General features: G+C 44.2%; 19 protein-coding genes and 2 pseudogenes. 3 read left to right on the top strand and 18 right to left on the bottom strand.

Annotated features, from left to right (window positions below; genetic code table 11):
- Positions 1 to 104: 104 nt before the first annotated feature.
- Entirely contained in the window at positions 105 to 1,076 is a 972-nt protein-coding gene (locus H8744_RS17325; protein ID WP_262436043.1) for a type I phosphomannose isomerase catalytic subunit, read from the top strand.
- 96 nt (positions 1,077 to 1,172) lie between these two features.
- Here H8744_RS17325 and H8744_RS17320 read toward each other — a convergent pair whose 3' ends face one another.
- The 9 genes and pseudogenes from H8744_RS17320 to H8744_RS17280 form a co-directional block, all read right to left on the bottom strand.
- Positions 1,173 to 2,948: a M6 family metalloprotease domain-containing protein gene (locus H8744_RS17320; protein WP_262436042.1), complete on the bottom strand. Its 1,776-nt coding sequence runs from the start codon at positions 2,946 to 2,948 to the stop codon at positions 1,173 to 1,175.
- A gap of 89 nt (positions 2,949 to 3,037) precedes the next feature.
- On the bottom strand, positions 3,038 to 5,782 hold the full coding sequence (locus H8744_RS17315; protein ID WP_262436041.1) for a hypothetical protein: 2,745 nt from the start codon (positions 5,780 to 5,782) through the stop codon (positions 3,038 to 3,040).
- Between the two features lie 379 nt (positions 5,783 to 6,161).
- Positions 6,162 to 8,105, bottom strand: coding sequence for a T9SS type A sorting domain-containing protein (locus tag H8744_RS17310; RefSeq protein ID WP_262436040.1), 1,944 nt, complete (start codon positions 8,103 to 8,105; stop codon positions 6,162 to 6,164).
- Between the two features lie 193 nt (positions 8,106 to 8,298).
- On the bottom strand, positions 8,299 to 8,685 hold the full coding sequence (locus H8744_RS17305) for a helix-turn-helix domain-containing protein (protein WP_262436039.1): 387 nt from the start codon (positions 8,683 to 8,685) through the stop codon (positions 8,299 to 8,301).
- A 390-nt stretch (positions 8,686 to 9,075) separates the two neighbouring features.
- Positions 9,076 to 10,397 (bottom strand): annotated as a pseudogene (locus tag H8744_RS17300) (sigma-54-dependent transcriptional regulator).
- A pseudogene (locus tag H8744_RS17295) lies at positions 10,390 to 11,751 on the bottom strand (sensor histidine kinase); the annotation flags it as partial. The pseudogenes H8744_RS17300 and H8744_RS17295, both read right to left, overlap by 8 nt.
- On the bottom strand, positions 11,752 to 12,627 hold the full coding sequence (locus H8744_RS17290) for a radical SAM mobile pair protein B (protein WP_004329298.1): 876 nt from the start codon (positions 12,625 to 12,627) through the stop codon (positions 11,752 to 11,754).
- On the bottom strand, positions 12,624 to 13,292 hold the full coding sequence (locus H8744_RS17285; RefSeq protein ID WP_004329299.1) for a radical SAM mobile pair protein A: 669 nt from the start codon (positions 13,290 to 13,292) through the stop codon (positions 12,624 to 12,626). The genes H8744_RS17290 and H8744_RS17285 overlap by 4 nt, the downstream gene beginning before the upstream one ends.
- Positions 13,289 to 14,065, bottom strand: coding sequence for an MBL fold metallo-hydrolase (locus H8744_RS17280; RefSeq protein ID WP_004329300.1), 777 nt, complete (start codon positions 14,063 to 14,065; stop codon positions 13,289 to 13,291). The genes H8744_RS17285 and H8744_RS17280 overlap by 4 nt, the downstream gene beginning before the upstream one ends.
- 130 nt (positions 14,066 to 14,195) lie before the next feature.
- Between H8744_RS17280 and H8744_RS17275 the strand changes: the two genes are divergently transcribed.
- A complete protein-coding gene (locus H8744_RS17275) occupies positions 14,196 to 15,095 on the top strand; it encodes a helix-turn-helix domain-containing protein (protein ID WP_004329302.1) in 900 nt (299 codons plus the stop codon).
- Positions 15,096 to 15,142: 47 nt separating this feature from the next.
- Here H8744_RS17275 and H8744_RS17270 read toward each other — a convergent pair whose 3' ends face one another.
- Positions 15,143 to 15,331 (bottom strand): hypothetical protein, encoded by a 189-nt coding sequence (locus tag H8744_RS17270; RefSeq protein WP_158593843.1) that lies wholly within the window; start codon positions 15,329 to 15,331, stop codon positions 15,143 to 15,145.
- Positions 15,332 to 15,354: 23 nt separating this feature from the next.
- Here H8744_RS17270 and H8744_RS17265 point away from each other — a divergent pair, with 23 nt between their 5' ends.
- Positions 15,355 to 16,014 (top strand): helix-turn-helix domain-containing protein, encoded by a 660-nt coding sequence (locus H8744_RS17265; protein ID WP_004329304.1) that lies wholly within the window; start codon positions 15,355 to 15,357, stop codon positions 16,012 to 16,014.
- 21 nt (positions 16,015 to 16,035) lie between these two features.
- Here the strand turns inward: H8744_RS17265 and H8744_RS17260 are convergent, their stop codons facing one another.
- The 8 genes from H8744_RS17260 to H8744_RS17225 all read right to left on the bottom strand — a co-directional run bounded on the left by H8744_RS17260 (position 16,036) and on the right by H8744_RS17225 (position 23,817).
- Positions 16,036 to 16,983, bottom strand: coding sequence for a relaxase/mobilization nuclease domain-containing protein (locus tag H8744_RS17260; RefSeq protein ID WP_007560543.1), 948 nt, complete (start codon positions 16,981 to 16,983; stop codon positions 16,036 to 16,038).
- Positions 16,980 to 17,345: a MobC family plasmid mobilization relaxosome protein gene (locus H8744_RS17255; protein WP_004329306.1), complete on the bottom strand. Its 366-nt coding sequence runs from the start codon at positions 17,343 to 17,345 to the stop codon at positions 16,980 to 16,982. The genes H8744_RS17260 and H8744_RS17255 overlap by 4 nt, the downstream gene beginning before the upstream one ends.
- A 176-nt stretch (positions 17,346 to 17,521) precedes the next feature.
- Positions 17,522 to 18,460 (bottom strand): DUF8464 domain-containing protein, encoded by a 939-nt coding sequence (locus H8744_RS17250; protein WP_005775883.1) that lies wholly within the window; start codon positions 18,458 to 18,460, stop codon positions 17,522 to 17,524.
- 257 nt (positions 18,461 to 18,717) lie between these two features.
- Positions 18,718 to 19,923, bottom strand: coding sequence for a primase-helicase family protein (locus H8744_RS17245; protein ID WP_004328112.1), 1,206 nt, complete (start codon positions 19,921 to 19,923; stop codon positions 18,718 to 18,720).
- Between the two features lie 277 nt (positions 19,924 to 20,200).
- Positions 20,201 to 20,590 carry a virulence RhuM family protein gene (locus tag H8744_RS17240; RefSeq protein ID WP_004328110.1) on the bottom strand — a complete coding sequence of 130 codons (390 nt, stop codon included), beginning with the start codon at positions 20,588 to 20,590 and terminating at the stop codon, positions 20,201 to 20,203.
- The gene (locus H8744_RS17235; protein ID WP_005775881.1) at positions 20,587 to 21,810 is read right to left on the bottom strand and encodes a site-specific integrase; all 1,224 of its coding nucleotides are present in this window, start codon (positions 21,808 to 21,810) and stop codon (positions 20,587 to 20,589) included. The genes H8744_RS17240 and H8744_RS17235 overlap by 4 nt, the downstream gene beginning before the upstream one ends.
- 262 nt (positions 21,811 to 22,072) lie before the next feature.
- Positions 22,073 to 23,320, bottom strand: a complete 1,248-nt coding sequence (locus H8744_RS17230) for a tetratricopeptide repeat protein (protein ID WP_262436037.1) — start codon at positions 23,318 to 23,320, stop codon at positions 22,073 to 22,075.
- A gap of 236 nt (positions 23,321 to 23,556) precedes the next feature.
- Positions 23,557 to 23,817 (bottom strand): hypothetical protein, encoded by a 261-nt coding sequence (locus H8744_RS17225; protein ID WP_262436036.1) that lies wholly within the window; start codon positions 23,815 to 23,817, stop codon positions 23,557 to 23,559.
- Between the last annotated feature and the right edge of the window lies 1 nt (position 23,818).

Here is a 23,818-nt window from a genome sequence, read left to right as displayed (position 1 = left end):
AATATAAAAGTCTTACTTCTGTGTAATATTTGATATTTTTTGTAAGTTTGTCCCCGGATTGTTAAATCAAGTATTTTAATCTAAGTTTATAACAGAAGAACAAAATGTATCCGTTAAAATTCGAACCTATCCTGAAGCAGACACTTTGGGGGGGCGACAAAATCGTTCCGTTCAAGCATTTGAATTCAGACTTGACCGGAGTAGGAGAAAGCTGGGAGATTTCCGGCGTGGAAAATAATGAGTCGGTTGTAGCCAATGGAGTTGACAAAGGGCTTACATTGACTGAAATGGTAAGGAAATACCGTGAAGAATTGGTTGGTGAAGGCAATTATGCCCGTTTCGGGAATAAGTTTCCTTTGCTCATTAAATTTATCGATGCGCGGCAGGACCTTTCGATTCAGGTACACCCTAATGATGATTTAGCTAAAAAACGCCATAACTCAATGGGAAAAACTGAAATGTGGTATGTAGTGGATGCTGATAAAGATGCTCGGCTGCGTTCCGGATTTTCTGAACAAATCACCCCTAAAGAGTACAAAGAGCGAGTATTGAATAATACGATCACAGACGTTCTGCAAGAGTATGAGATTCATCCGGGGGATGTCTTTTTCCTGCCTGCAGGCCGTATCCATAGTATTGGAGCAGGTGCTTTTATTGCAGAGATTCAGCAGACTTCGGACATCACTTATCGTATTTACGATTTCAACCGGAAGGATGCCAATGGTAAAACCCGTGAACTGCATACCGATCTGGCTCGCGAGGCTATTAATTATGAGGTATTGGATGATTATCGTACCAAATATGATGCGGTAAAGGATGAACCGGTGGAATTGGTGGCTTGTCCTTATTTCACAACTTCCCTCTATGATATGACAGAAGAAATCGGTTGCGATTATTCGGAACTGGATTCGTTTGTGATTTTTATTTGTATTGAAGGCGGTTGTAAGCTGCGGGACAACGAAGGCAATGTACTGACCATGCATGCTGGTGAAACTGTTTTGTTGCCTGCTACTACGCAAGATATTACTATCACTCCGGAAGAAGGGGGAGTGAAGATACTTGAAACTTACGTTTAAACGACCTATAAAAAGAACGGAGGATATGTCAAAAGCATGTCCTCCGTTCTTTTTTTGCTATTACTGCGATCTTAATTGCGTTTGCATCTAATGGCTCTATCGGATTACTTTATAAACATTGCTGCCTATACGGACGAAATATATCCCTTTGTCTACAATGGGAAAGCTATATGTACCGGGTGCGATCTCGCTTTTTTCCATAAGGCGCCCTTGGATGTCTGTGATATAAAGAGGAAGGCATTCCGGGTGATTGGAGACAACCGTTAGTTTTGAACCTTCTACATTGACTGTGATGTCGGTGTCGGGCAATGTATTTACAATTGCGGTGTCGCTTCCTCCATTTACCTTAAAGTAGATGATTCCATTTTCTTCCCTGATGTCGGTAATAGGCTTCTCCTGTCTTACTCTTCCCCATGAAATCATGCCCGGTTTCGTGTCATCAGTGAAAGACGTGTTATTGCTCGTGCCGGGGAAAGGATCACCGTCTCTTGTCTTATTGGTCAGTTTATTGTCTGCTTCTATAATATCCACACGTTGATGGGCAGGCTCCATGTTCATTTTATTAAGCTCCCACAATCGTTCATCGTAATCGATGTGCCAAATGAGCATTCCGTGTCCGGGAATATATTTATCCCATCCCTCTTGTTGCCGGTTCTCAAACAAGAAATACTCATCCTCATTTTCGGTCCGGATGATATATCCTACATTTTCAGAAATATTGCGTAGCGTGATGTCTTCAGGATCTCCTAATTCTTTCGGAGTGATCCAACCCAATGAGTATCTTTCGTAGATTGTATAATAAGGAGGTGTCCTTCCGTCATTGTTGTAATTGCCATAATCCATTATAGCCCAAGGACCGAGCGTGAAACAGTTGGAATTCAAAGGATAATAGAAGTCTGGTAGTCCCAACACATGTGAAAACTCATGACAGAACGTACCTATGCCCATCATAATCTCTCCCAGGTCGATCTCGTTGGAGCATGCGTAGTGGTTCAGCATCACACCGTCCAGTATCACTTCTATTCCGGCTCCGTCATATATATCCCAGGAATGTGGCCATACGGTATCTTCATATCCGGTGGTTGCCTCGCCATATCCTGCATAGAAAACGTATACATTGTCAATTTGTCCGTCATGGTTCCGATCATATTCCGTAAAATCGATCTCGTCATCCAGCTTTTGACAAGCCTCGATAATCATTTCTTCAGGGGCACGGTCATATGAACCACTGTTTCCTCCATAATAGCTCATGGGCTTGTCCAACTTTACAGGACCGTATACATCGAAATCGGGCAGGAACTGACCATTGGAGCTTGCTATAAAATAATCGCGTGCGCTTCCCGTACCGTTATAATCGCTGTAACCTTCCTTGTTCAGCATGTCATAGAAAGCTTCATAAGGATTTTCAATGTAAAAAGACTCATCGGCAAATTCCACCAGGATAACTAATCCTTTTTGAACACCTGTAGTGGGGTAGGTCGCTTTTTGTATGGTTCTACGAGGTGCATTTTGGCGCATGGTCCGGGCATTCTGAGCTTGTAGGTTAAGAAGTTGCTCTTTGTTGACGGATGCTAGGAAAGTTGTCTCTGTCGATGTGCGCAGATTGATATCTTTGGCTTTGAAAGCTGAACACCGGAGTCCGTTTTCCGAACAATCTTCAGCATAGTAGAAGTAGCCGTCGGGAGCCTTAAGCAAGAGATAATGATCCGCACTGGTATAATAATGAGCAAATTCATCTCCCCAGAGTTGTACGGTCAGCGTTGTACCGTCAGGCAGGGGGACTGCAACAGGAGTACGCCTTGCCGGAACTGCAAAGCAATAATCTGTAAAGATCATTGCTGAAAATAAAATAGTAAAAATGATTCTTTTCATAACAAATACTGGTTCTTATAATATATCGGTTTATGAATCAGATTCAGCATTCCCCTGAACTATTCAGAAGAATGCTGAATAAAAACTTATTATTTCATAACTTTTAATGTATGTACTTTTCCGCTTTCGTCCGTGAATTGCACGATATACATGGCACCCGGAATTTCTTCCATTGACAAAGCCTCTCCATTGATTTCGAGCATACGTTTTCCGGTCACGTCGTACACCTTGATAGCTTTCGCCCCTTCAGCAATAAACTTACCATCGACGTATCCGGTGATTTCCTCACTCAAAGCATTCCGGATACCCGTTTCTAATATTTCCAGATTAGGACTGTCTGTAATGGTATATACCGGAATCGGTTCTTCTTCCCGATTTTCAAAAGCAAGCATAATACATAAATTACGAACGTCATTACCTTTCTTAATATTGTTTACTGCTGAAGTTGTCGAGCCACCTTTTGCATATTCTACGTCTAATGTTCCGGAATCATCCTTCAACGTATAGATGTATGTACCGTTGATGTCGGTTGATGCGACATTCTCCACATGTACTTTATTTATCAATGTGTACTTACCTTTCATATCAATCGCCTGAAGTTCGGCAATCGTATTCACATCGGCCTTGCCTGTATAATTCCATTCGATTAAGATCGGATAATTGACTACTTCTCCGGAGAACGTGACGAGATCGTTCTGCACTTTAGCATCTTTGGGATTCAATGTGATGGTAAGATCGAAACCATTTTCACTTTCGGCCTCTTCCTTTTTAATGGTAGTAGCGTTGAGTGTATAATATCCTTCGGTAGCCATGTTTACGGTTAAATCGCTTCTCAGGTTCTTAGCCTTGATGTTCACCGTCTTTTCCAAAGGAGCATCTCCTTGTTCAAAAGTACCTAAATTAATTTTTGCACCTTGTCCCGTTGTTACTTCAGGTGCCAGTCCGACTGCACTGCCATCGAATAATGCCTCCCAGGAAGTTGCCACGCGCACTGCATCTACGAACATCTTATAGTTATCATCGGTTGCACTGTGTTGGATCAAATGGATGTAGCTTAAATTTGCACTCGGTTCCGTAGATACCTCCGTTGTTTTCAGGTGATCTTCGGGTTCTGCACCGAAGATGTCTTTAGGATTGATAAATAATTCAGCAATGTCATCTCCCTTTTCCGGTCCTTGACTGTATTTGACTACAAGCAGCACAGGTTCGTTAAAATTATACTTCGCTTCACTAAACACGGTATTATCTTCAACAAACAAATATTGGGTGACACCGAATGCCAGCTTGTCACCGACCTTCTTTACGATCAATTTACCGAAACAATCATATGGTGTAGGTTTTGTTCCCGCATTGAAGGCAAAAATGGCATTTCCCGATTCTGATGCTTCGCTCACATTTACCAACAGAGAAGCATATACAACCCCACCGACACCTTGGAACTGGGCAGAGATGTCCATGCCTTTTCCATTCAATTCTGCGGCAAGTCCTTTGGCTTCATCTTGATAATCTGCATATGACAGCGCATTGTCCACCAACTTGATAACGGGATCGCCTCCCATGTTAAAATACTTGTATTCTTTCCAGTCACCGTTTCCGGCAAGGTCTCCCGCTTCATACTCAAAATCATCTTCGAACAGCTTTACACCGGTCGGTTCTGCTTCAAATTCCCATTCGACACTTATTTGATAGTTTACCAATATTCCGGAAACGGTGATCAGGTCATTCTTGATCCGTGCATTCTTCGGGTCTAATGTGATTGTAAGATTAACCCCATTTTCACTCTCGGCTTCTTCCTTTTTGATAGAGGTGGTATTGAATGTATAATATCCTTCTGTGGCAGCAATTACAGTCAAATCGCTTCTCAAATCCTTGGCTTTGATGTTGACTGTTGTTTCCAGAGGAGCGTCCCCCTGTTTCATCGAGCCTAAATTATAACTTTGTTTCGGTGTAATGATTTCAGGAACCAGTTCTACCTCACTTTCATCAAATAGGGCTTCCCAAGATGTTGCTATGCGAATGGCATCGATAAGCATCTTGTAATCTTCTGTGGCACTTCCATTTTGTACCAACTCGATGAAGTTCAAATTTGTAGCAGGTTCTGCAAGTACTTCTGTTGTTCTCAGACCATTTTCAGGTTCCGAACCAGATAGATTGTCCGGATTGACGAATAATTCGACAAAATCATCACCTGTTTTTGGCCCTTGATAGTATTTCACTACAAGTAGAATCGTCTCGTTAAAATTATATTTATCACTATATAGGATAGCATTTTCATCGTAGATATTAGACTTCTGGGCAATTCCGAAGACTAGTTTATCGTCTACTTTCGTTATGATTAACTTGCCGAAATGGTTGCCTCTATTAGGAGCAGTTCCTGCATTGAAGGCAAAAACAACATTTTTCCCATCTGTAACATCACTAACATTTACCAACATAGAAGCATATATAGTACCACCGATGCCTTGAAACGGAACAGCTGCATCACCACCTTTTCCGACTAATTCGATGGCAAGTCCTGTAGCGTTATTCTGATAGCCAGAATATTGCAGTGGGCTATTTACCAATGTGATTGCCGGATCACCGCCAAGGTTATTATACTTAAAGTCTATCCAGTCACCTTTTCCGACAAGATTTCCTTCTTCGTATTCGAAGTTATCTAAGAATAATTTTACACCTGTCGGTTCTCCGTTTTTTTCCGATTTGTCGGGAGTAGTTGATGACATTTGTATCAGATGGTTAGTCTGATAGACGGCTTCGCCCGATGGACGTTTATCATTCCCTGCATGCGCAGCAGTCATAAAGCATAAACATGCGATAAAAGTAAAGTGTTTCATAAAACTATAATTTTACAAGATTAAACAATGGATTGTCATTGCGATGATAATTTTTGATTTTTCCAAAAGTAGGTGGAAAGGGTAGAATACACAAATGGAATTATTATTGATTTATGAATTGATAAATGATTTCGTTCTTTTATTAAGTTGTGAATTCACAATTCATGAATTATGAATGTCAGGTTGTCTTTGGGACTGCCCTTTTGCCTTCATCTATCTCTTTGGGTTTGTTATAAGAAGCCAATGGTTTGGCTGAATTGTCGGACAAACAAAAGTAGCGCTTCTGCCGGATGCGGAAAGCGCTACTTGATTTATCTTTGAGCTTCCTTAAATATTGGGAAAGTTCAAAAAGTGAGTATTAGATGTAGTTGACTAAATCTTATTTCTTAAGGATTTTTGTTTTCGTTCCATTCACATCAATGATATAGAGTCCGGTCGGATAACCGGTCATATCTATTTTCTTTTCGTTAGTGTTCAACAGCTTAGCTCCTTGCATGTTATACAGGTTTATTTCTGCACTTTCTTGAGAGTTGATATAAAGCATATCTACTACCGGGTTGGGATATACTTTGATATCTCCGTCACTGACCTGGTTCTCTATACCGGTAGGAGCCGGTGAGTAGTAATATTTGAAAGCTACCCAGTCCCATTCACCATCATTGTTAGCATAATTACGTGTCTCCAACAATTTGTATTCGGTGTCTCCGCCTGGCCACATGTTGACTTGTGACATGTCAGCGTCGAAATCGTAAGAAGCTGCTTGTCCCCAATTCGGAACATACTCTACACCATTCCAGAAGAAGGCTTTCTTGTCCAATATAACACCGTGTTCGGTGTCCCAAACATATTCGAAGCGATTTCCGTTGGTCCAGTTTTCGTCATTGTTTCCTTGTTCGTTCTTGCTTCCACTTTGTTGGGTCAATACGTTGTGATATTCATCATAAGTATATTTGATGATCTGAGCCAGACCTGATTTGAAAACATATTTATAACTTCTCACCAAATCTCCATTCTCGTAGGTGTATTCGTCGGTTTCATAGTCAACGCCACCATGTATTTCAAAAAAGTATACCTGATTTCCCATAGAATCATAATGCCAAGTTGCTATGTCTGTTACTTTTTCACCGTCAAGATCCGGATTCATGGGACTCGGGTAAACAGTCGCTGTACGAACGCGTTGTGTCAGCCCATTTTCTATTTCGGTCCATTCATCGGTCGAGCCTGAACAGCGGCTATATTCCGCTTCTTCTTCGTTGGCAACGGGAGTGTACAACACATTGAACTGTGAGCGGATTTCCCGTCCTTTTTCATCATAATATTGGTTGGTCAGCTTATTGTTGAACATGGTTCCCCACCATTCGTCGCATCCGGTCCAGTTCTGATATTTGCGGTTCCAGTATCTCCAAAGTTGTTGGGAGGGTTGATTGTCTTCCGTGTATTCAGATTCGATGATCTGACACTTGAACCAATCATTGGGTACTTCTCCCCAAATGTAAAAGGCGTTGTATGTCACGTTATCCCATTTATCGTAGGCATATTCTTTCTTGTCACCATTACCGACCCATCCACTGCCGTCCCAATAATACGGTTCGAACAAAGTCATTCTGTGCTTCTCATCATGGGCAGCGAGTGTCTTTATAACCGGTTCCCATTTTCCGTCCTCCCATTGGAACGTTGCTTCTTGGGTCATGTCACCTTTATCGTCATACTCATATTCACCTTTTTCAGTTACATACCAATCATCGCTTACACTGATGTCGAACTTATATACAGTCAGAGTATTACCCAATTTTTGTTCGTTATATGTGTAAACATATCTTGTACCCATATTGACTTTCGGGTAGTAGACTTCTTGTGTCAGGCAATATCCGTCTTCATCCCAGGTATATCGATATAGCTCTTCTGGAACCCAAGAATTAGTCTTTGCGTCCCACATCGAGTTGGTACGCTGCATGGGAAGGTGTGTGTCTTTTTCAAATTCAAAGTATTGTTTTGAATAATTAATGCCTGTTGAATACTGGCTGCTAACAACACTATCTAATTGTTCTGTTACCGAGTATGCCGCCATTTCCCTCAGTTCCTTTTCGTTGAGCATTGTTTTGGAAAGAAAAGCGGGTACTTTAAGAGAGTTGGTTGGCTGCTTTTCCTTTTTTACTATCTGCTGGATAGTGGCATCGCCCACTTCGATAAGTTTGATCTCCGGTTCTTGGATCCTTTGTTCCAGATTCAACTCACCGGATGCAAGTCTAGAAGGCCGTTTGTCGTTCCCTGCATACACAGCAGTTGCAAAACACAAGCATGCGATAAAAGTAAGATTCTTCATAAAACTATAATTTTTAAGATTGAACATTTAGATTATTCTTGCGATGATAATCTCGATATTTTTTGTTCAAAAGTATGCGGAAAAGACAGGATTTACAAATGCAAGAATTATCAATTCGTGAATTTATAGCTGATTTTGCGAACTTATGAGGCATAAATTCACAATTCATGAATTATGAATAGCATATTGCAGTTTAAGACTGCTCTTTTGCCATCTTTTGGTAAATGGAAGGAGTGATTCCGGTGATTTTCCGGAATACATTAATAAAAGTAGCGTGTGACTTATAGCCTAAACTTTCTGAAATTGCTTTTATCGTATAGTTTCCGTAATGTTCAATATCCATCAGTCGTATACGTGCTTCACGAATACGGTATTCGTTAATATAGTTACTGAAATTTTTCTGATATGTTTCGTTGATGACTTGCGAAACATATTTGCTGTTCGAATTGACAAGGGTGGCCAGCTTTTCCAGTGAGAAATCGGATTCGCAATATTCTTTCGTGGTTTCCATAACGTTTGATATGGCATCGGCGATGATTTGTTTTTGGTCCTCGTTCAAACTGCTGGTTTGATATTTCACGCTCGTGTCGCTTTCGTCTGTTAGCAAAAGTTCTGTTTCGCTGTTGTCCAGTGGCTTTTCTTCCCGATCTTCTACTTCGCAATATTGGCTTAGTTGCTTGTAGGCGGCACGTAACTTTTCCTCTTTTTTTTGTAATTCTGGAAGATTTTTATAACCACTTTATTAGCAAGCAGTTCTGAGGATAAGGTAAAAATGAGGTAATGATTTGGCAACCCTGTCTATTTCTACGTTCTGCTGTGAGTTGCTGTCAATGTCTCTCGTCTTGGTACAAAAGTAGCAATAAAAATCGGATACACATCAAAATGTCCCATGATTTTTATCACAGGACGTTTTTTATCTTCGCTGAATAATCCGGTTTAACCGTTACTTCTATTTTCGGCAAGTTGCGGGCTATGATTGCTGAAATTTATACTTTAATCCATACTCTTCCAACTTGCTATACAGCGTTGTACGTCCGATTCCGAGCAATTCGGCGGCAACCTTGCGGTTTCCGTTTGCCTGCTTCAACGCGCGTAAGATGCGTTCCTTGTCCTCCGCATCGTTTCGCAAGGCGAAGCTGACAGGTGAGGTCGGTTTCGTTACGGCAGTTCCAGATGCTCTTTCATGACAACTCCCGTCTGTGCCTGCAACACCGCGCCCATTATCTTCTGCCGAAGCTCACGGACATTACCCGGCCACGGATGGGTCAGCAATGTCTTACGGGCTTCCGCATCGAACCCAGTCACGCTACATTCCAATTCATTGTTGGCAATCTCACGGAAGAACTCCGCCAACGGCATGATGTCCTCCTGACAGTCACGCAAGGGCGGAACAGTTATCTCGAAGTCGTGCAAACGGTACAGCAAATCCTGTCGGAAACGTTTTTCAATGACCGCTTTCTCCAGATCCTCGTTGGTGGCGGCGATGATGCGGACATTGAAGCTCTTGTCCGTCTTGTCACCTATAGGGCGGTATCTCCGTTCCTGTATGGCACGGAGTAACATCTGCTGGGTTTCCAATGCGAGATTGCCTACCTCATCCAAGAACAATGTGCCACCCTCTGCCTCATTGAAGTATCCTTTCTTTGTGCTGTCCGCACCCGTAAACGCGCCTTTGACATGTCCGAAGAATGCCGAGGGCGCAAGGTCTTTGGAGAGTGAACCGCAGTCCACAGGCACAAACGGTTTCCCTGCCCTTTTGCTCTTATCATGCAGATGGTGGGCGATATGCTCCTTGCCCGTGCCGTTCTCTCCGAATATCAGCACGCTCATATCAGTAGGGGCAACTAATCTTATCTGTTGCATGATTTTCTGAAAGGCGGAACTGTCACGGGCAAAAACGGGCATACGATTTCGTCCGATACTCCGTTCTTTCAGGATGGTATGAAGCAGAGGCATAAGTTTATCCTCCACAAGCTGCTTGGGGATATAGTCCAGCGAGCCGAGTTTCATACTTTCGACTGCCGTATGCACTTCGGCATAGTTGGTCATGATGATTAACGGTTGTGTCATGCCTTCCTTGCGCATCCATCGTAATAGGTCGATGCCGTCACCGTCGGGTAGTCGTAGGTCAGAAACCACGATGTCCCCGTCTGAGGCTTGTTGCAGAAGTTTCTTCGCGGTCGAGAGGTGGTAAGCCTGCACGGTACGGAATCCTTCCCGTGCCAGCAGGTTGCAGACAAACTCGCAATACACGATATTGTCCTCCACCACGATGATTCTTGTTTTATCCATTTTCGTATTTTTCCTTTCTTCTTTTGCCTGCCGGATAATTTCAGCACCTTTATCCAGCACAGCCGGTCACCGCTTTGCATATCGCTTCGTCATCTGGAGTGGCACTTCCATGAAGTTGGGCGTAAAGTTCCCTCAATGGCTGGTCGGCACGGAGAATCTGCCATGAACTTCGCAGATGGTGTGTAAGTGTGTCCAGTTCTTGGAGGTCTTTACGCTGTTCTGCATCCTTGACCGCCTGCATTTCCTTTTCGGTTTCCGCTATCAGTTTGTCCAGCATGACGGATTCATTGCCATAAGATAGCAGAGTGGAAAAATCCGGCTTTTCATCCAATATGCTGCTTAATGCGCATTTATCCGTAATCTCCATCAGTTCGGATATGGAGAACGGCTTGAACAGGCATCCGGCAAATCCACGCCCTATAAGTTCCTCCTTGCTGCAACTGCCCGAAGCGGTTGTCACGACTATGGGAATACTCTTCGAGTTGCCTACATTGGATGAGCGCAACAGTTCCAGCAGTTCAAAACCGCTTATCTCAGGCATATTCAGATCCGTCAGAAGCAGGCTGTATTCCTTTTTTCGTATCAGCTCCATCAGTACCGAAACATTGGTACAGGTATCGCAGTGCATCCCTTCATGGGCATACATTTCTTTCAACATAAGGAGAAGTACCTCGTCATTGTCGATGGCAATCACATCATGGCAGATATGATTATGGCGCATTTGCGCTTGAATTGTCTGTTCCGGCAGTTCCTCGGCTGTCTGCATGGGAATTTCCACCGTGAAGCGGCTCCCTTTGCCTTTCTCGCTTTCCAAGCGTATAGTTCCACCGAGCATCGCCACAATACGCTGCACGATGGACAATCCTAATCCGAAGCCGTCTTTTGCGGCGGCATTTGAAAGACGTTCAAATGCACCGAATACTCGTTGTTGCTCATCTTCGGTCATGCCCGTACCGGTATCTTCAACGATAAGTTTCAGCAAACCGTTATCATAATCCGCTGCCAATGATACACTACCGTTATCCGTGAACTTGATGGCGTTTGACAACAAGTTGTTGCCGATTTGCAGGATACGTTCCTTGTCGGTCAAAACCACCGCATCGGTGTGGCTCTCCACTATCAAAGTCAGCCCCTTGTTCATGGCAATGGGCATGAACTCCGTTTCAAGAATATGCGTGATTGCGGAAATCCTGCAAGGGGAAAGGTTGGGTTGCTCCTTGCCGTTGTCCAGACGGAAGAAATCCAGCAGCGTGTTGAGCATCTCCCGCATACGCTCGGAAGATTGCCGGATATTATCCACATACATGGTGCTTTTATCCGCGCTACAACTTTTCTGCATCAGTCCGGCATAGCCTCATTTTGTCAATCGTATTTTTTCGTGGTAGAAGTAGTTTACGATGACAGGTTTGCCTTTTTCCGAGCGTCCGTATGGCAGATCGTTTATACGATACGGGAAGCCCTGCTCCTTGGCGTAATTTGAAATGTCCTGCTCCAATGCCTGCCAGTATTCAAGCCTTTTTTTATTGTAAATTTCCTCGTAAAGCGGTATGAGGTCAGGATACTTCTCACGGATATACGTCATTATCCCGCCTTTGAACTGCCCGCGTAAATTCAGGTTTTCAAGCCAGATTAAATCAGCATAATCTTTTACCTCCTCTATTATTGCCTTCACGTCTGTTATTCTGGGGAATATGGGCGAGACGAAGCATACGGTGCGGATACCTGCCTCGTATGTCTGACGCATCGCTTTCAGACGGCGTTCAATGCTTACGGCGTTGTCCATATCTGCGCAGAACTGCTCGTCGAGCGTATTGACAGACCATGACACAGTCACTTTGGGAAAACTCTTCAACAGGTCGAGATCGCGAAGGACAAGATCGGACTTTGTGCATATCATAATCTCGGCATCGCTTCCTCGCAGCTCTTCGAGCAGCCTTCGGGTACGGTGGAATTCTTCTTCATACGGATTGTAACCGTCCGTCACAGACCCTATTACAACACGTTCACCGTCGTATTTATGAGGATTCGTTATCGGCTTCCAGTTTTTTACATCTAAAAACGTACCCCACGGCTCGGTGTGCCCGGTGAACCGTTTCATGAACGATGCGTAGCAATACCTGCAGGCGTGGGGACACCCTACATAAGGGTTGACCGAATATCCTCCCACCGGCAGAGAGGATTTGGTCATTACACTCTTTACATCTATTTCCTTTATTGTATCCATATTCATTGTATTCGTCTGGTAAATTGTTCCGGCAATTCCTGAATCATTCTTTCGTCGCCCATAATCGGCAGCAAATCCTCTTTCATGAACACCGGTATGCCATGAGCCTTTGCCTGTTCTGCAATGCTAAGCACCCATTCGGGGCGCGAATATGACTTTCCTTTTCGGTTTCCGGTCTCTGTGCCTATGACAATCCAGTCAATTCCCTCGAAATCAATCTCGCCGATATCATCGAAGAGAGGTTCAAACGTGACATGGTAGTGTCGTGCTTTGATATTCTTTTTCAAATCATCAATCCTCCTTTTCTCGGAACTGCGCGTGACGGTCACGCCCATCCATACGTTCTCGTCGTCAGAGGAGAAACTGATTTTGTCAGGGCGCTTCGTCAGAAAGATATAGGCGTGCTGGGGATTGCTGCTGATCCGCTCGAAAATTTCTGCGTTCCATTCAGGCTTCCAATCGGAGAAATCGCTCATTCCTGTCATGAGCCACACATGAGGACGGGACGTATCGATGATGCGCAGTTTTCGTTCCATGTATTCAGGCACGGAAAAGTCGTCGGTAATGTGGAAACGGCGGCAGTTGTTACGGGCATAGCAGTAAGGGCATCCTATAGTGCACCCTACCACTATGTTCATGTTTTTTATCAGGGATTTAATGCAGACACTCATAACACAACTGTTTCTCCGTCCTCCGGGATAATCAGCCGGCTCATGTCGGCTTCGTGATGCGTTGCCTCATTGCGCAGAATTGCACGGGTGGTCTGGCAATGGTCGATGGCATCCATGTGTACGGCTATCAGCTTGATATGCGAAGGCAATTCGTCAAGTATCTGCATCACTTCGTTCTCGTCGGGGATGATAGGACCGTCCGTTTTGGAAAATTCGGGAAAGATTGCACCTCCGGAGTTTACCACGATATAGTCAGGATTGAACCGTTCCACGGTGTCTCGGATACATGCTTCCCATCGGCAGTCACCCATTATATAAACGGTCGGGAAGCCCTCGGCTTTTAGCACATAACCTGATACAGGTCCCATCATCTGCCCGATCTGCCCGAAACCATGATGTCCGGTCGTGCGGTAAATGGATATGCCGTCTATTGTTTTTATTTCTTCGATGGGTATCACATTTGTAAATCCGTCGTTTCTGATGGCGTCCGCGTCCTGGGGCTGAACGTAGAAAGGAATTTCTTTGGGCAAATGTGTGGGGACACTCGGCTCGTAATGGTCGATGTGATTGTGGGTCAGGAGCACCATGTCCACGCCTCCGATAATATCCTGAATAGGAATGGTGAGGTGTACCCTCGGTGTTTTATTCACACCGAGGGCCGATATCAAAGTGCCTTTGTCGGCTAAAACGGGGTCAATTAGCATGGTGTGTCCCGCATACCTGATTTTCAAGGTGGCATTGCGCACCAATTGTACTGTGGATGTCTTTTTCATGACTATATGTCTTGTTATTGATTACGGGTGCAAAGTTCGGAAGAATCCGGCGAAACATCTATGCCTGAAAAAACGGTAATTATGCCATTTTGATAAATGAAATTATTATCTTTGCAAAAACGACAAGGATATGGACGAGATAATCAACCCTGATCGACTGGTCAGCGTACCGTTCAACAAGACACGCTGCGGCGTGGATTTTTACATCAATACTGCCATAAACAAGGACATCGGACTTGTGCTGACAGAAAACAAGCGGTTTAAGACAGACTTCTTCAGCTTCTACTTTTTCCGTAAGGCAAACGGATATTTGCTACTGAACTTCCGCAAGATTGAACTGCGCGACGGCATGGTTCTCCTGCTTTCACCCCATCAGCAACAAGAGTGGCATGTAGATGAGACGGCGTTGGATTACACGTTCCTTATATTCCGCGAAGATTTCATGCGTACTTTTATCGCCGACAAGTTCTTCGTTTTTCGCCTTTTGTATTGTTACCAGACAGATACGCCGCCTTACATCAATGCCACACATGACGAAATGAAGGAATATATGCGGCTGCTCGGAAAGATTAAGTATGAGCTGATGAATCCAGTGTCCGATACGTACAATATCATTGTTTCCTTACTATATTATCTTTTGCTGATTATCAATCGTACATACGCTGCCGCCTATTGCTTGCCCGCTGAAATTGCTAAAAACAATTTCGCTTTTCGGTTCAAGGACTTGTTGGAACAGAATATCCGCACCCACCAGCGGGTGCAGGAATATGCAGACATGCTTCATGTCAGTCGCATCACACTCAATAACTCAGTAAAAGCCCAATTCGGAGTATCAGCTACCCATTTGATAAAACAACGTCTGCTTGAGGAACTGAAGAACGAATTGCTATTCTCCAACCGCACTGTCAGTGAAATGGCGGATGATTTCAATTTCTCTGATCCGAGCCATCTCATGCGCTTCTTCAAACAGCAAACAGGCAAAACATTTACTCAGTACATGACGGATTACAATAAAGGCATATACGAATAACTTCTTAATATAGTCGATAGCGGCTATCGAAATATGGTTGTTGATGTTCAGGCGTTTTTGTACTGCATGAACCATTTTACGATTTCTGGATCTTCGTGCGAGCCGAGTAAGAAAGGCTTGTCGGTATCCAGCGTCTTTATCCGTGCCATGTCGTTGGCCGACAGGGTGAAGTCTAATATGTCGAGATTCTGCTTCATGTGTTCCGGTTTCACAGACTTAGGAATAATTATGCACACTGATATTTATCGCGCCCGGACAGGTGTTCGGTGCGGAAGATGACGGCATGCAGTTCCAACCAGATGGCTACCTGCTTATGTTCCATCCCGACCTGCTGCGGAATACACCTCTCGGGCGGATAATGCGTGAATATTCGTTCTTTTCCTACGAGACAAACGAGGCATTGCACCTTAGTGTGGAAGAACGGCAAATCATCATGGATTGCTTCCACAAGATTCAATATGAATTGAACCATCCGATACACCGTCACAGCAAGAACCTCATCACAGACAGCATCAAGACGTTCCTTGATTACTGCACACGTTTCTATGACCGCCAGTTCATCACACGCGACAACCAAAACCGAGACATCCTCGCAAGATTTGAGCGGTTGCTTGACGAATACTTCCATGATGGGGCTGCTAAACGGATAGGCTTGCCCACTGTACAGTATTGTGCAGACAAGCTCTGCCTCTCGCCCAACTATTTCAGTGATTTATTGAAAAAAGAAACAGGTTCAACCGCCCTACATTTCATTCATGACAAGTCTATTGAAATAGCCAAGACGGAACTTGCATCTACAGACGACACCGTTAATGAAATCGCCTATAATCTCGGCTTTCAGTACCCGCAACATTTTACCCGACTGTTCAAGAAAGAGGTAGGTTACACTCCGAATGAATATAGAGCGCAAGTGTCGTGAGAATTGGATTAGTACAGAATATTAGAACCCAACACCTCTCTTGCGCTTAACTTTCTTCCTTCTGCGAAGTATATCCACCATTTCCTGATTGGCTTCCGCATCAGCAGCGTTATAAGATGAGCCACTGCTTTTTAGCAATCCCCAAGAGCCGTTGAACAACTCGCTTTGTGCCGTGCCGGACGGTGCGCTTGGTGTAGCCGTTTCATATATTCCGGCTGTTATTCCCATACGTTCCCTGCATCTGTTGTGCTGCAAAGCCGCGTCAATCTTGGAATAACTGAAACGCCTGTCCACTTTGGAGCCGTTGAAATGGTAGCCATTCATGGAGAATACAACACCCTGCACCTCGCTGGTCTGCCCCTTATGCTTGAAATGTACTTCCACTCCCTGCCGTTTCAGGTTGGCGATAAGCACGTTCCAGTTGCCGCATCTGCCGACTTCCATTTTGATGATGTCGTAAAGCGCATATTTCGTCCTGTCTGGCTCTTTCAGGCGGTTGCGTTTGACATTGTCCTTTCCGCCAGCCATATGCAAGCCGTATTTCAAGGTCAATTCCTTGCAGATGCGGGTACTGCGCAGACGCTCGTGCCTGTCCGATATGGTATTGCCGTTGTTGTCTATGCGGTTGAAAGCAATATGCACGTGCGGATGCTCCTTGTCGAAATGCTGGGCGATGAAGAACTGCGTATTCTTGATTCCCATCCGTTCCATATATTCAAGCGCGATGCCTGCCATGATACGGTTCGTCAGCCGTAACTCATCCTCTTTGGAAAAACTCAACGCGATATGTCCGACAGGTTTTGTCACCTTATCGTTCATCCGTGACTGGGCATTGAAACTCATGGCGATAGTTTCCAGATTTTCCATAAACAAGCCTTCGCTTGCTACTATCTGCGTATCCTTCTTCTTGTCGATGATGTAATCCACCACACCCTTGAAGTCGCTTCCTTTTACGATTTTCGCCATCATATCCCTATCTTGGTTATAAGTTCATGAATCCTTGCCACTGCCACCTTGCAGTCCCACCGTTCATCGTGGAAGCCTCCGGCGTTTGCCTTACGCGCAAGCTGGTTGAGATTGTTAGCCATGCCGCAGAGTTGGCGGATGTATCCGGCATGTTCCTCCGACAGCCGTTCTTTCACATGACCGTTACGGAAACATTCCCTCATGTACTCGCTTGGTGATACGCCCGCCTCATGCGATCGTGTCAGCAGGCGGAAGTAGTCGGCTGCCGTCATTTTCACTGCGATACGGTATTTCAGTTTCTCGGTTGCTTCCTTCTTGGGGCGACCTCCCTTGTTGCGTTCCTTGTGTTCCTTTGTCTGTTCCATATTTTATTCCTTTTAATTCGGTTACTGATTCAACTGTATAGACCGACGGGATGCCACCTCCTGCAATTTGGATGGTGGGTGGCAAGCGGTTTCGGTACACCCGAAACACAAACTTGCTACCTCCCAATCCTTAAGGAATGAGTTTCGGGCATCTCCCGTTTTTCTCATTCGGGATGTCATAATCCCAACCCTTTCTTCTTGGGTTTTACGATAGTTCTTGGCGGTGGACTAACGGCTAATTTCTGCCGGATTCCACGCAGGTAATCGTTCAGGTCTTTATGCCCTTTGTAGTTGTCGGAGAAGTCGCGGATGCGTCCGGCGAACTTCCTTTCCAATTCCCGATACGCCTTTCTTCCCGCCTCGTCATTGTCGAGCATGCAGTGGATACGTCCATACCCGTGCAGCACATCTATAGCTTTGGAAACATTGGCGGTCGAATTGAGGATGACGTAATCCTGCCTGTCAAGGTCGGGCAAGTTCGAGCAGTTCCTCTTCCGCAACGTGAGGAATGAAAGATAGTCCATCATGCCCTCGAATACAAGGCATTTCTCTCTCGCTTCTCCCTGTTGCCGAATATGGCTGATGTCTTTGGGTGCGACACAGCCTTTGAAAAAACGGTTACGCACTTCAAATCCTCCCGCCACATTCGGAAAACCGATGGCGAAATAGGGCTTGCCGTTATGGGTGAAGTGGAGCTCTTTACATTGCGCCTTTGCCAAAGCGATGTTTATGCCCCGTTCCTGCAAGTATCGGAGCAATGCCGGATGGGTGAGTTCGCCCACCTCCAAATGTTGGAAACTCGGTTCGGATGCCTGCTGGCGAAAAGAGAAAGATATGGGACGGATGTGTGGTGCCTGTTCCGCTATCTTGCCAAGCAGATAAGGCACATGGTCGGATGCGTACAGTACCCCTGCAAGTGCGATGATGTTACCACCTCTTCCCAGTCCATAATCGAACCACAGGTTGCGGTCGGTGTTCACCTTGAACGAGGCTTCCGTTTCCTGACGGAACGGGGATTTATACCACAGGCAGTTTCCCTGTTGCTTTACGGGCGAATAACCCAAACTTTGCAGATAGTCCGCAATTTTGATTTGTTTTGCTTCTTGGATGTTCATGATATAATTTCTATGGATTTGATGATGACTGTAAAAACGTTGATTTGATGAATGAGATATGTATTGTCCTATACGTTAATGCTTTATATTCTCAACATCTTCTCAACAAACCACTCACAAATAGAGAATCCAACAAACTGATGCTGTTTCCCTCTCAACTTTTCTTTTCGATTGTTGAGAATTTGTTGAGAGTGTATGCTGTTTATTATCAGTATGGTTATATCATTATTCATCAATTCAACAAAAAAAGAATAGTATTACAGGGATTCAAGTTGTTCCCTTGTGACGGTGTAGAAACGACCGACTCTTTTTATCGGCTCATATCGGCACTCCCGATTGTAATTGAATTGGTAAGTGGTATATGTAAGCCCGTTAGAGGCAGGAGTAAGTTTCCAACATTCCTGCAATACCTTTCTGACTTGGTGCTTCTCCACCTTTACCTGCGAATGTACCAGCAAAAGAAGAATGTCGTTGTGGCAGAACGAGAATGTGTCCGTGCCGACACTTTCCATAATGTCAAGGATAAGTTCGCACATCTCTATCTCCAATCGGTTGCGGTTGCTGCGGATAATCTTCTGCAAGGCTTCGGTATGCAGCAAAGAGGGCGCAAACCACATACGGCTTTCCTTTTCGGTGGAAAGTTGTCTGTATTGCAGGTAATACAGAAAGGCAGGTATCTCAGCTTTCAGCTTTTGCAGGAAGTCTGTGTCATCGGATTGCAGACGGTCTATCTTGCGCACCCAATAGCGTGTTTCACCTGCATCAATGATAACAGGCAGATACTCGTTGTTGGAGCATAGCACGAACTTGGCAAAGAACGCTATCTCGTCACGGTCTTTGCCTTTGGCTTCCACCTTGTAGGAAAGTGTGGTGCTGAGGTTCTTCAACCGCTCGCTGTCCTCCCTGCGGTTGAGCAATACCTCGTCCACCACGATGAGCAGTTTTCCTGCCCAGTCGGAATTGAACTGGCTGCGGAAGTCCTCGTTGGTATTGAAAGTGACATTGTTTTGAAACACAGCTTTCAGGAAGTTCAGGAATGTACTCTTGCCCGTGTTGCGTTCTTCTGATACCAACAGCAGGATAGGCAGTTTCTGCACGGGTTGCAGGTAGAGCAATTGAAGATAGTCCATGCCCAATTCATACTGTTCACCGAAGATATGGCGCACCAATGACCGGATACAGGGAAACTCGCCTTGTTGCGGACGGTGTCCTATCGGCTCGTAGAGGTTCAGGAACTTGTCCACCACGGGACGGTAGTCCACATGGTCGGGGACGGTGCAGAAGCCGTCGTACTTCGGCACGGTGGCGAGATAGTCCTTGCCGTAGTCCTGCCGCAGTGTTTCGTTGTTCCACACGATGCGCTTCTTCACATAGCCTCCGTTCAGACGGGGCTGGTTCACTAACTTGTAGAGGGTAGTACCCACACGGATAAACTCCTCATTTTCAAAGTTGCCTTGTTTCATTAGCACTTCATTTTTTTGTTTAATCAGTGCAAAACTCGGCAATTAGCGCAGAACGGATTAACAACTCACGCATACCTCACGTAAGATTTTCTTGGATTTGGCTTTATGACATACAACAAAAGCCCGAAGAAATGCCATTCTAATGGATTTTTCTTCGGGTTTGTCGTAATCGTACGTATGAATGGCAATACACCTATTCACATACTCGTATAAATACATTGTTGGCAATGGGAATACGCATAGGTCTCACTACTTCATGTCGTCATATCATTAGAACTTATGCCTGATAATTAGACATATCCCAACCATTTATACCCAGCGAAAAGAAGATATTTGTTTTCTCTTTTCGCAAGTACAGCCTTTTAAATATGGCATTGCGCACCTGTTCCGCACCGAAGCTGTCAATGCGGAAAGCAAGTGCGACTATCATCGGAAAGCTGAACACATCGGCATGATACCCGTTCTCCTGCCGAACATACTTCTGTACCTCGTATTCTTTTAATGCTCCACTGTTATAGATGTTTCTGATGGCAGAACGAAGTGTCGGAGCAATTACTCCGAACAGTTCCACCAATTCCGGCTCGCTCATCCAAATGTTTGAGACATTCTCCGGCATGATGATATTGCCGGATTCATTCACTGTTATGCTGTTTCTTCTCATACTCATGACATCGTTATTCCGTTAAACGTCTTACTCAGTTTGTCGCCGAACATGGTCAGGTCGTTGTCGAGCTTCTGCGTGGTTATCTTTGCGTAGAGTTGGGTCGTGACTATATTCGTATGTCCCAACACACGGCTTACGCTTTCAATGGGCATCCCCTTGCTCAAAGCTAATGTTGCGAAGCCATGACGACTGCAATGAAATGATATTGACTTGGTTATGCCACATTCCCTTATCATCCGTTTCAACGGTTTGCAGATAGACCAATAGTTCAAGCCGGGGAATATACGATTGTCTTTCTGCATCGGTCGGTAGCGTTCGACTATCTGCAAGGGTATATCCAGCAGCTTCACTTGGAAGGCGACTTTTGTCTTGTGGCGTTTGGACAATATCCACTTCTCGCCGTTCACCTCCACGATGTTGTCATTCGTCAGTTCCTGAATGTCCACGAATGACAAGGCGGTGAAACTGGCAAAGATGAAAATGTCACGGATGTATGCGAGCTTGCTGTCTGCAAACTCATGTGTCATGACCGCTTTCAGTTCATCCTCCGTCAGATATTCCCGTTCTTTCACATTGGGGCTGATATGAAACTGGATGAAAGGATTGCGCGGTATCAACCCGTTATAATGCGCTTTCATGACCACGCCTTTCAGCCACATACAGTTTGCCCATATCGAACCGTTCCGCAATCCGGCTTCAGTCGAGAGGTATGCGGCGAACTCCTTGATGAAATCGGGAGTAAGTTCCAACATGGACATATCGCTGCGTCTGTAAAACGACTTGATAAAGGCGGCTACATGGTTTCTTGCCCGTACACGTGCCCGATAGGTAGCCATTACCCTGTCTTTGCCTACCCGTTTCTTGAACACTTCGTTCTCACGGTCGAATGCTTTTAGCAGCGTCTCATACTCGCTGCCGATTCCCTGATAGGCGTTGCGCACCATCTCAGCCGTAACAAATGCCTCGCGGTCTGAAATGCGCTGGTAATGTTTGATGATTTGCGCCTTGATGTTGTCAAGGGCAAGGTTGATGTCTCGTGCCTCGCGGCTCTTGCCTTTCGCCTTGTTTCCTTTCACGTCCCAAAGCGTTTTCGGGATGTTCTGCTTACAACTGAACTGCGCCACAGTCCCGTTGATTGTCACTCGTCCCATGATGGGGACAATACCGTTTTTCTCCTTGCTGCCGTTCACGTAGAACAGAACCTTGAATGTGCTTCTTGCCATACTCGTTTTTTGTTTGCAAAGTTATTACTCAACGAGTTAGACCTTGATATGCCAACCTGTGCCACAAGCTGCCAAATACAACACGGTGTGTTAAAAATCACCATTCGGCGGGTAATGATTTGGAGACCGTTCTTCTTCATAAATCCGCTTTCCTTTACGTTACCTCGATTTTTCGCCTGTCCTCATTTGTCTTCGCAAACGCCTTATTGACAGGCATTACGAAGACATTTGTCCCTTTTTATTCGTCTTTTCCAGAGATTTTTCATAATTTTTCTTTGTATTGTTGCTGAATTTCTTTGTTTTGCTGTTGTGACTCCATGATCTCACGATTGATGTTAAACAGGTCGTGATAACCGCGTTGTATCTTTCTTTTTTGCACATAGACCAGCCCTAACAAAAAAGAGATGATGAGTGTACCCGATAAAATAGAGAAAAGAATTTTTCTCTGTTTTCTGATTTCTTGCTCTTTCTTCTCCTGTTCGGCATGTAAGGAGGAAATTTCCTTGGCTGTTTTCTCCATCTCATAAAGGTATTGTACGTTCTTCACACGGTTGAATTCACGAACATTGAAGATGGAATCGGTTAGAGCCAAATATTTCTTTTGTATGCGTATGGCATTTTTGAAGTCTCCTTTTTTATCAAATAGTCCATAAAGAGTTTTTAGGGATTGAGAGTATTGGTGTAGCAGATTATTCTTTTCTGCCAGCTCTATACATCGGTTGAGGTAGAACATGGTAGAGTCGTCTCTACCCAATAAATTGTATGTGTTGTATATTTCTTCGTAAGAGGAACAAGTATACAATGGGGACATCTTATGTTGGGAGGAGAAGTTGGCGGCTTTATGGAAGTTTTGCAGTGCTTCCTGATATTTCCCTTCATTTCTTAATATGAGTCCCCAATTGAGCATGCTCATGTAGTTGATGATCGTATCACCGGGTTGATTAAATTTTTCCGCCTCTAGATAGTATCTTTTGGCTTTAGCGGTATCATTTATGTGGCTGCATATTCCGGCAAGATTGATCAGTAATTTGAATCCTCTCTCTTTGTCATCATAAATTCGGGAGTTTTCATATCCTTTCTCATAATAGCTGATTCCTTTTTCGTAATCCTGGAAAATGCAATATATATTGCCGATGTTGTTGTAAAAACGTGACATCTCTTTCTGGTCTTTACAAGTCTCACAGATTTTTAAGCCTTTGATATAAAGTTCGAGTGCATTCGTGTAATTGCCTTGTGAATAATAAACATTCCCCATTTTCAGATATCCGATGGCGCAAAGAATTCTGTCTTTTTCGCTCATACCGTCATGAAAACGGCTATATACAATGGAATAAAGCACTATGGCCGTATCCATATAGTCTTTTTCCAAATAGTTATCTCCCAATTTTATGACTTCTTCGGAGGGCAGATTGATCACGCGGTTGTACAAGGTATCGTAAGCTACTTTGTCTTGGGCGAAGCTTATTGTGAAACAAAACAATAGAATACTGTAAACGCAAAACCTTTTCATATATTAGATACCTTAAATAGATTAATTTTCACTTTAAAATAGTAGTATTTGAAATAAAAATAAACAATTATTATTTGTGTAATCCGTGTTTGATATGATTTATAAATTCGCTTGACTATTTCATTGGCTTCAAAACTGTAAATTGTATTATTCTGTGCTTAACTGTTTGCAATGTAATAAACTATATATTTCCTTATCTGATTTGTCTTTGTTTTTTCAGTAACAAATAGCCGTTTTTATTCTTTTCTGAAATAACGGCGTATTTTCTTCATGATCTTTACTCCCGTCATCACACCGTCGAAAATTGCCATTCCGGTATTGAACGACCGCATGATCGCATCCCCTTTTGAAACGGCAGGGCCAAGCGGAGCAAATATGCTTCGTGCGGTACGTGCCATCACCTTTTTTTGAGTACGTATCTCTTCAAGTTTCTCAAATTTTAACCGTGAAATGTCTTCCAGGGTTATTTTTACAGGAGTAGATTGCTGGGTATTCATA

This window comes from Jilunia laotingensis, from assembly GCF_014385165.1.
GTDB lineage: Bacteria > Bacteroidota > Bacteroidia > Bacteroidales > Bacteroidaceae > Bacteroides > Bacteroides laotingensis.
The sequence above is the reverse complement of the archived record's forward strand: the minus strand, read 5'-3'. Positions and strand labels throughout refer to the sequence as shown.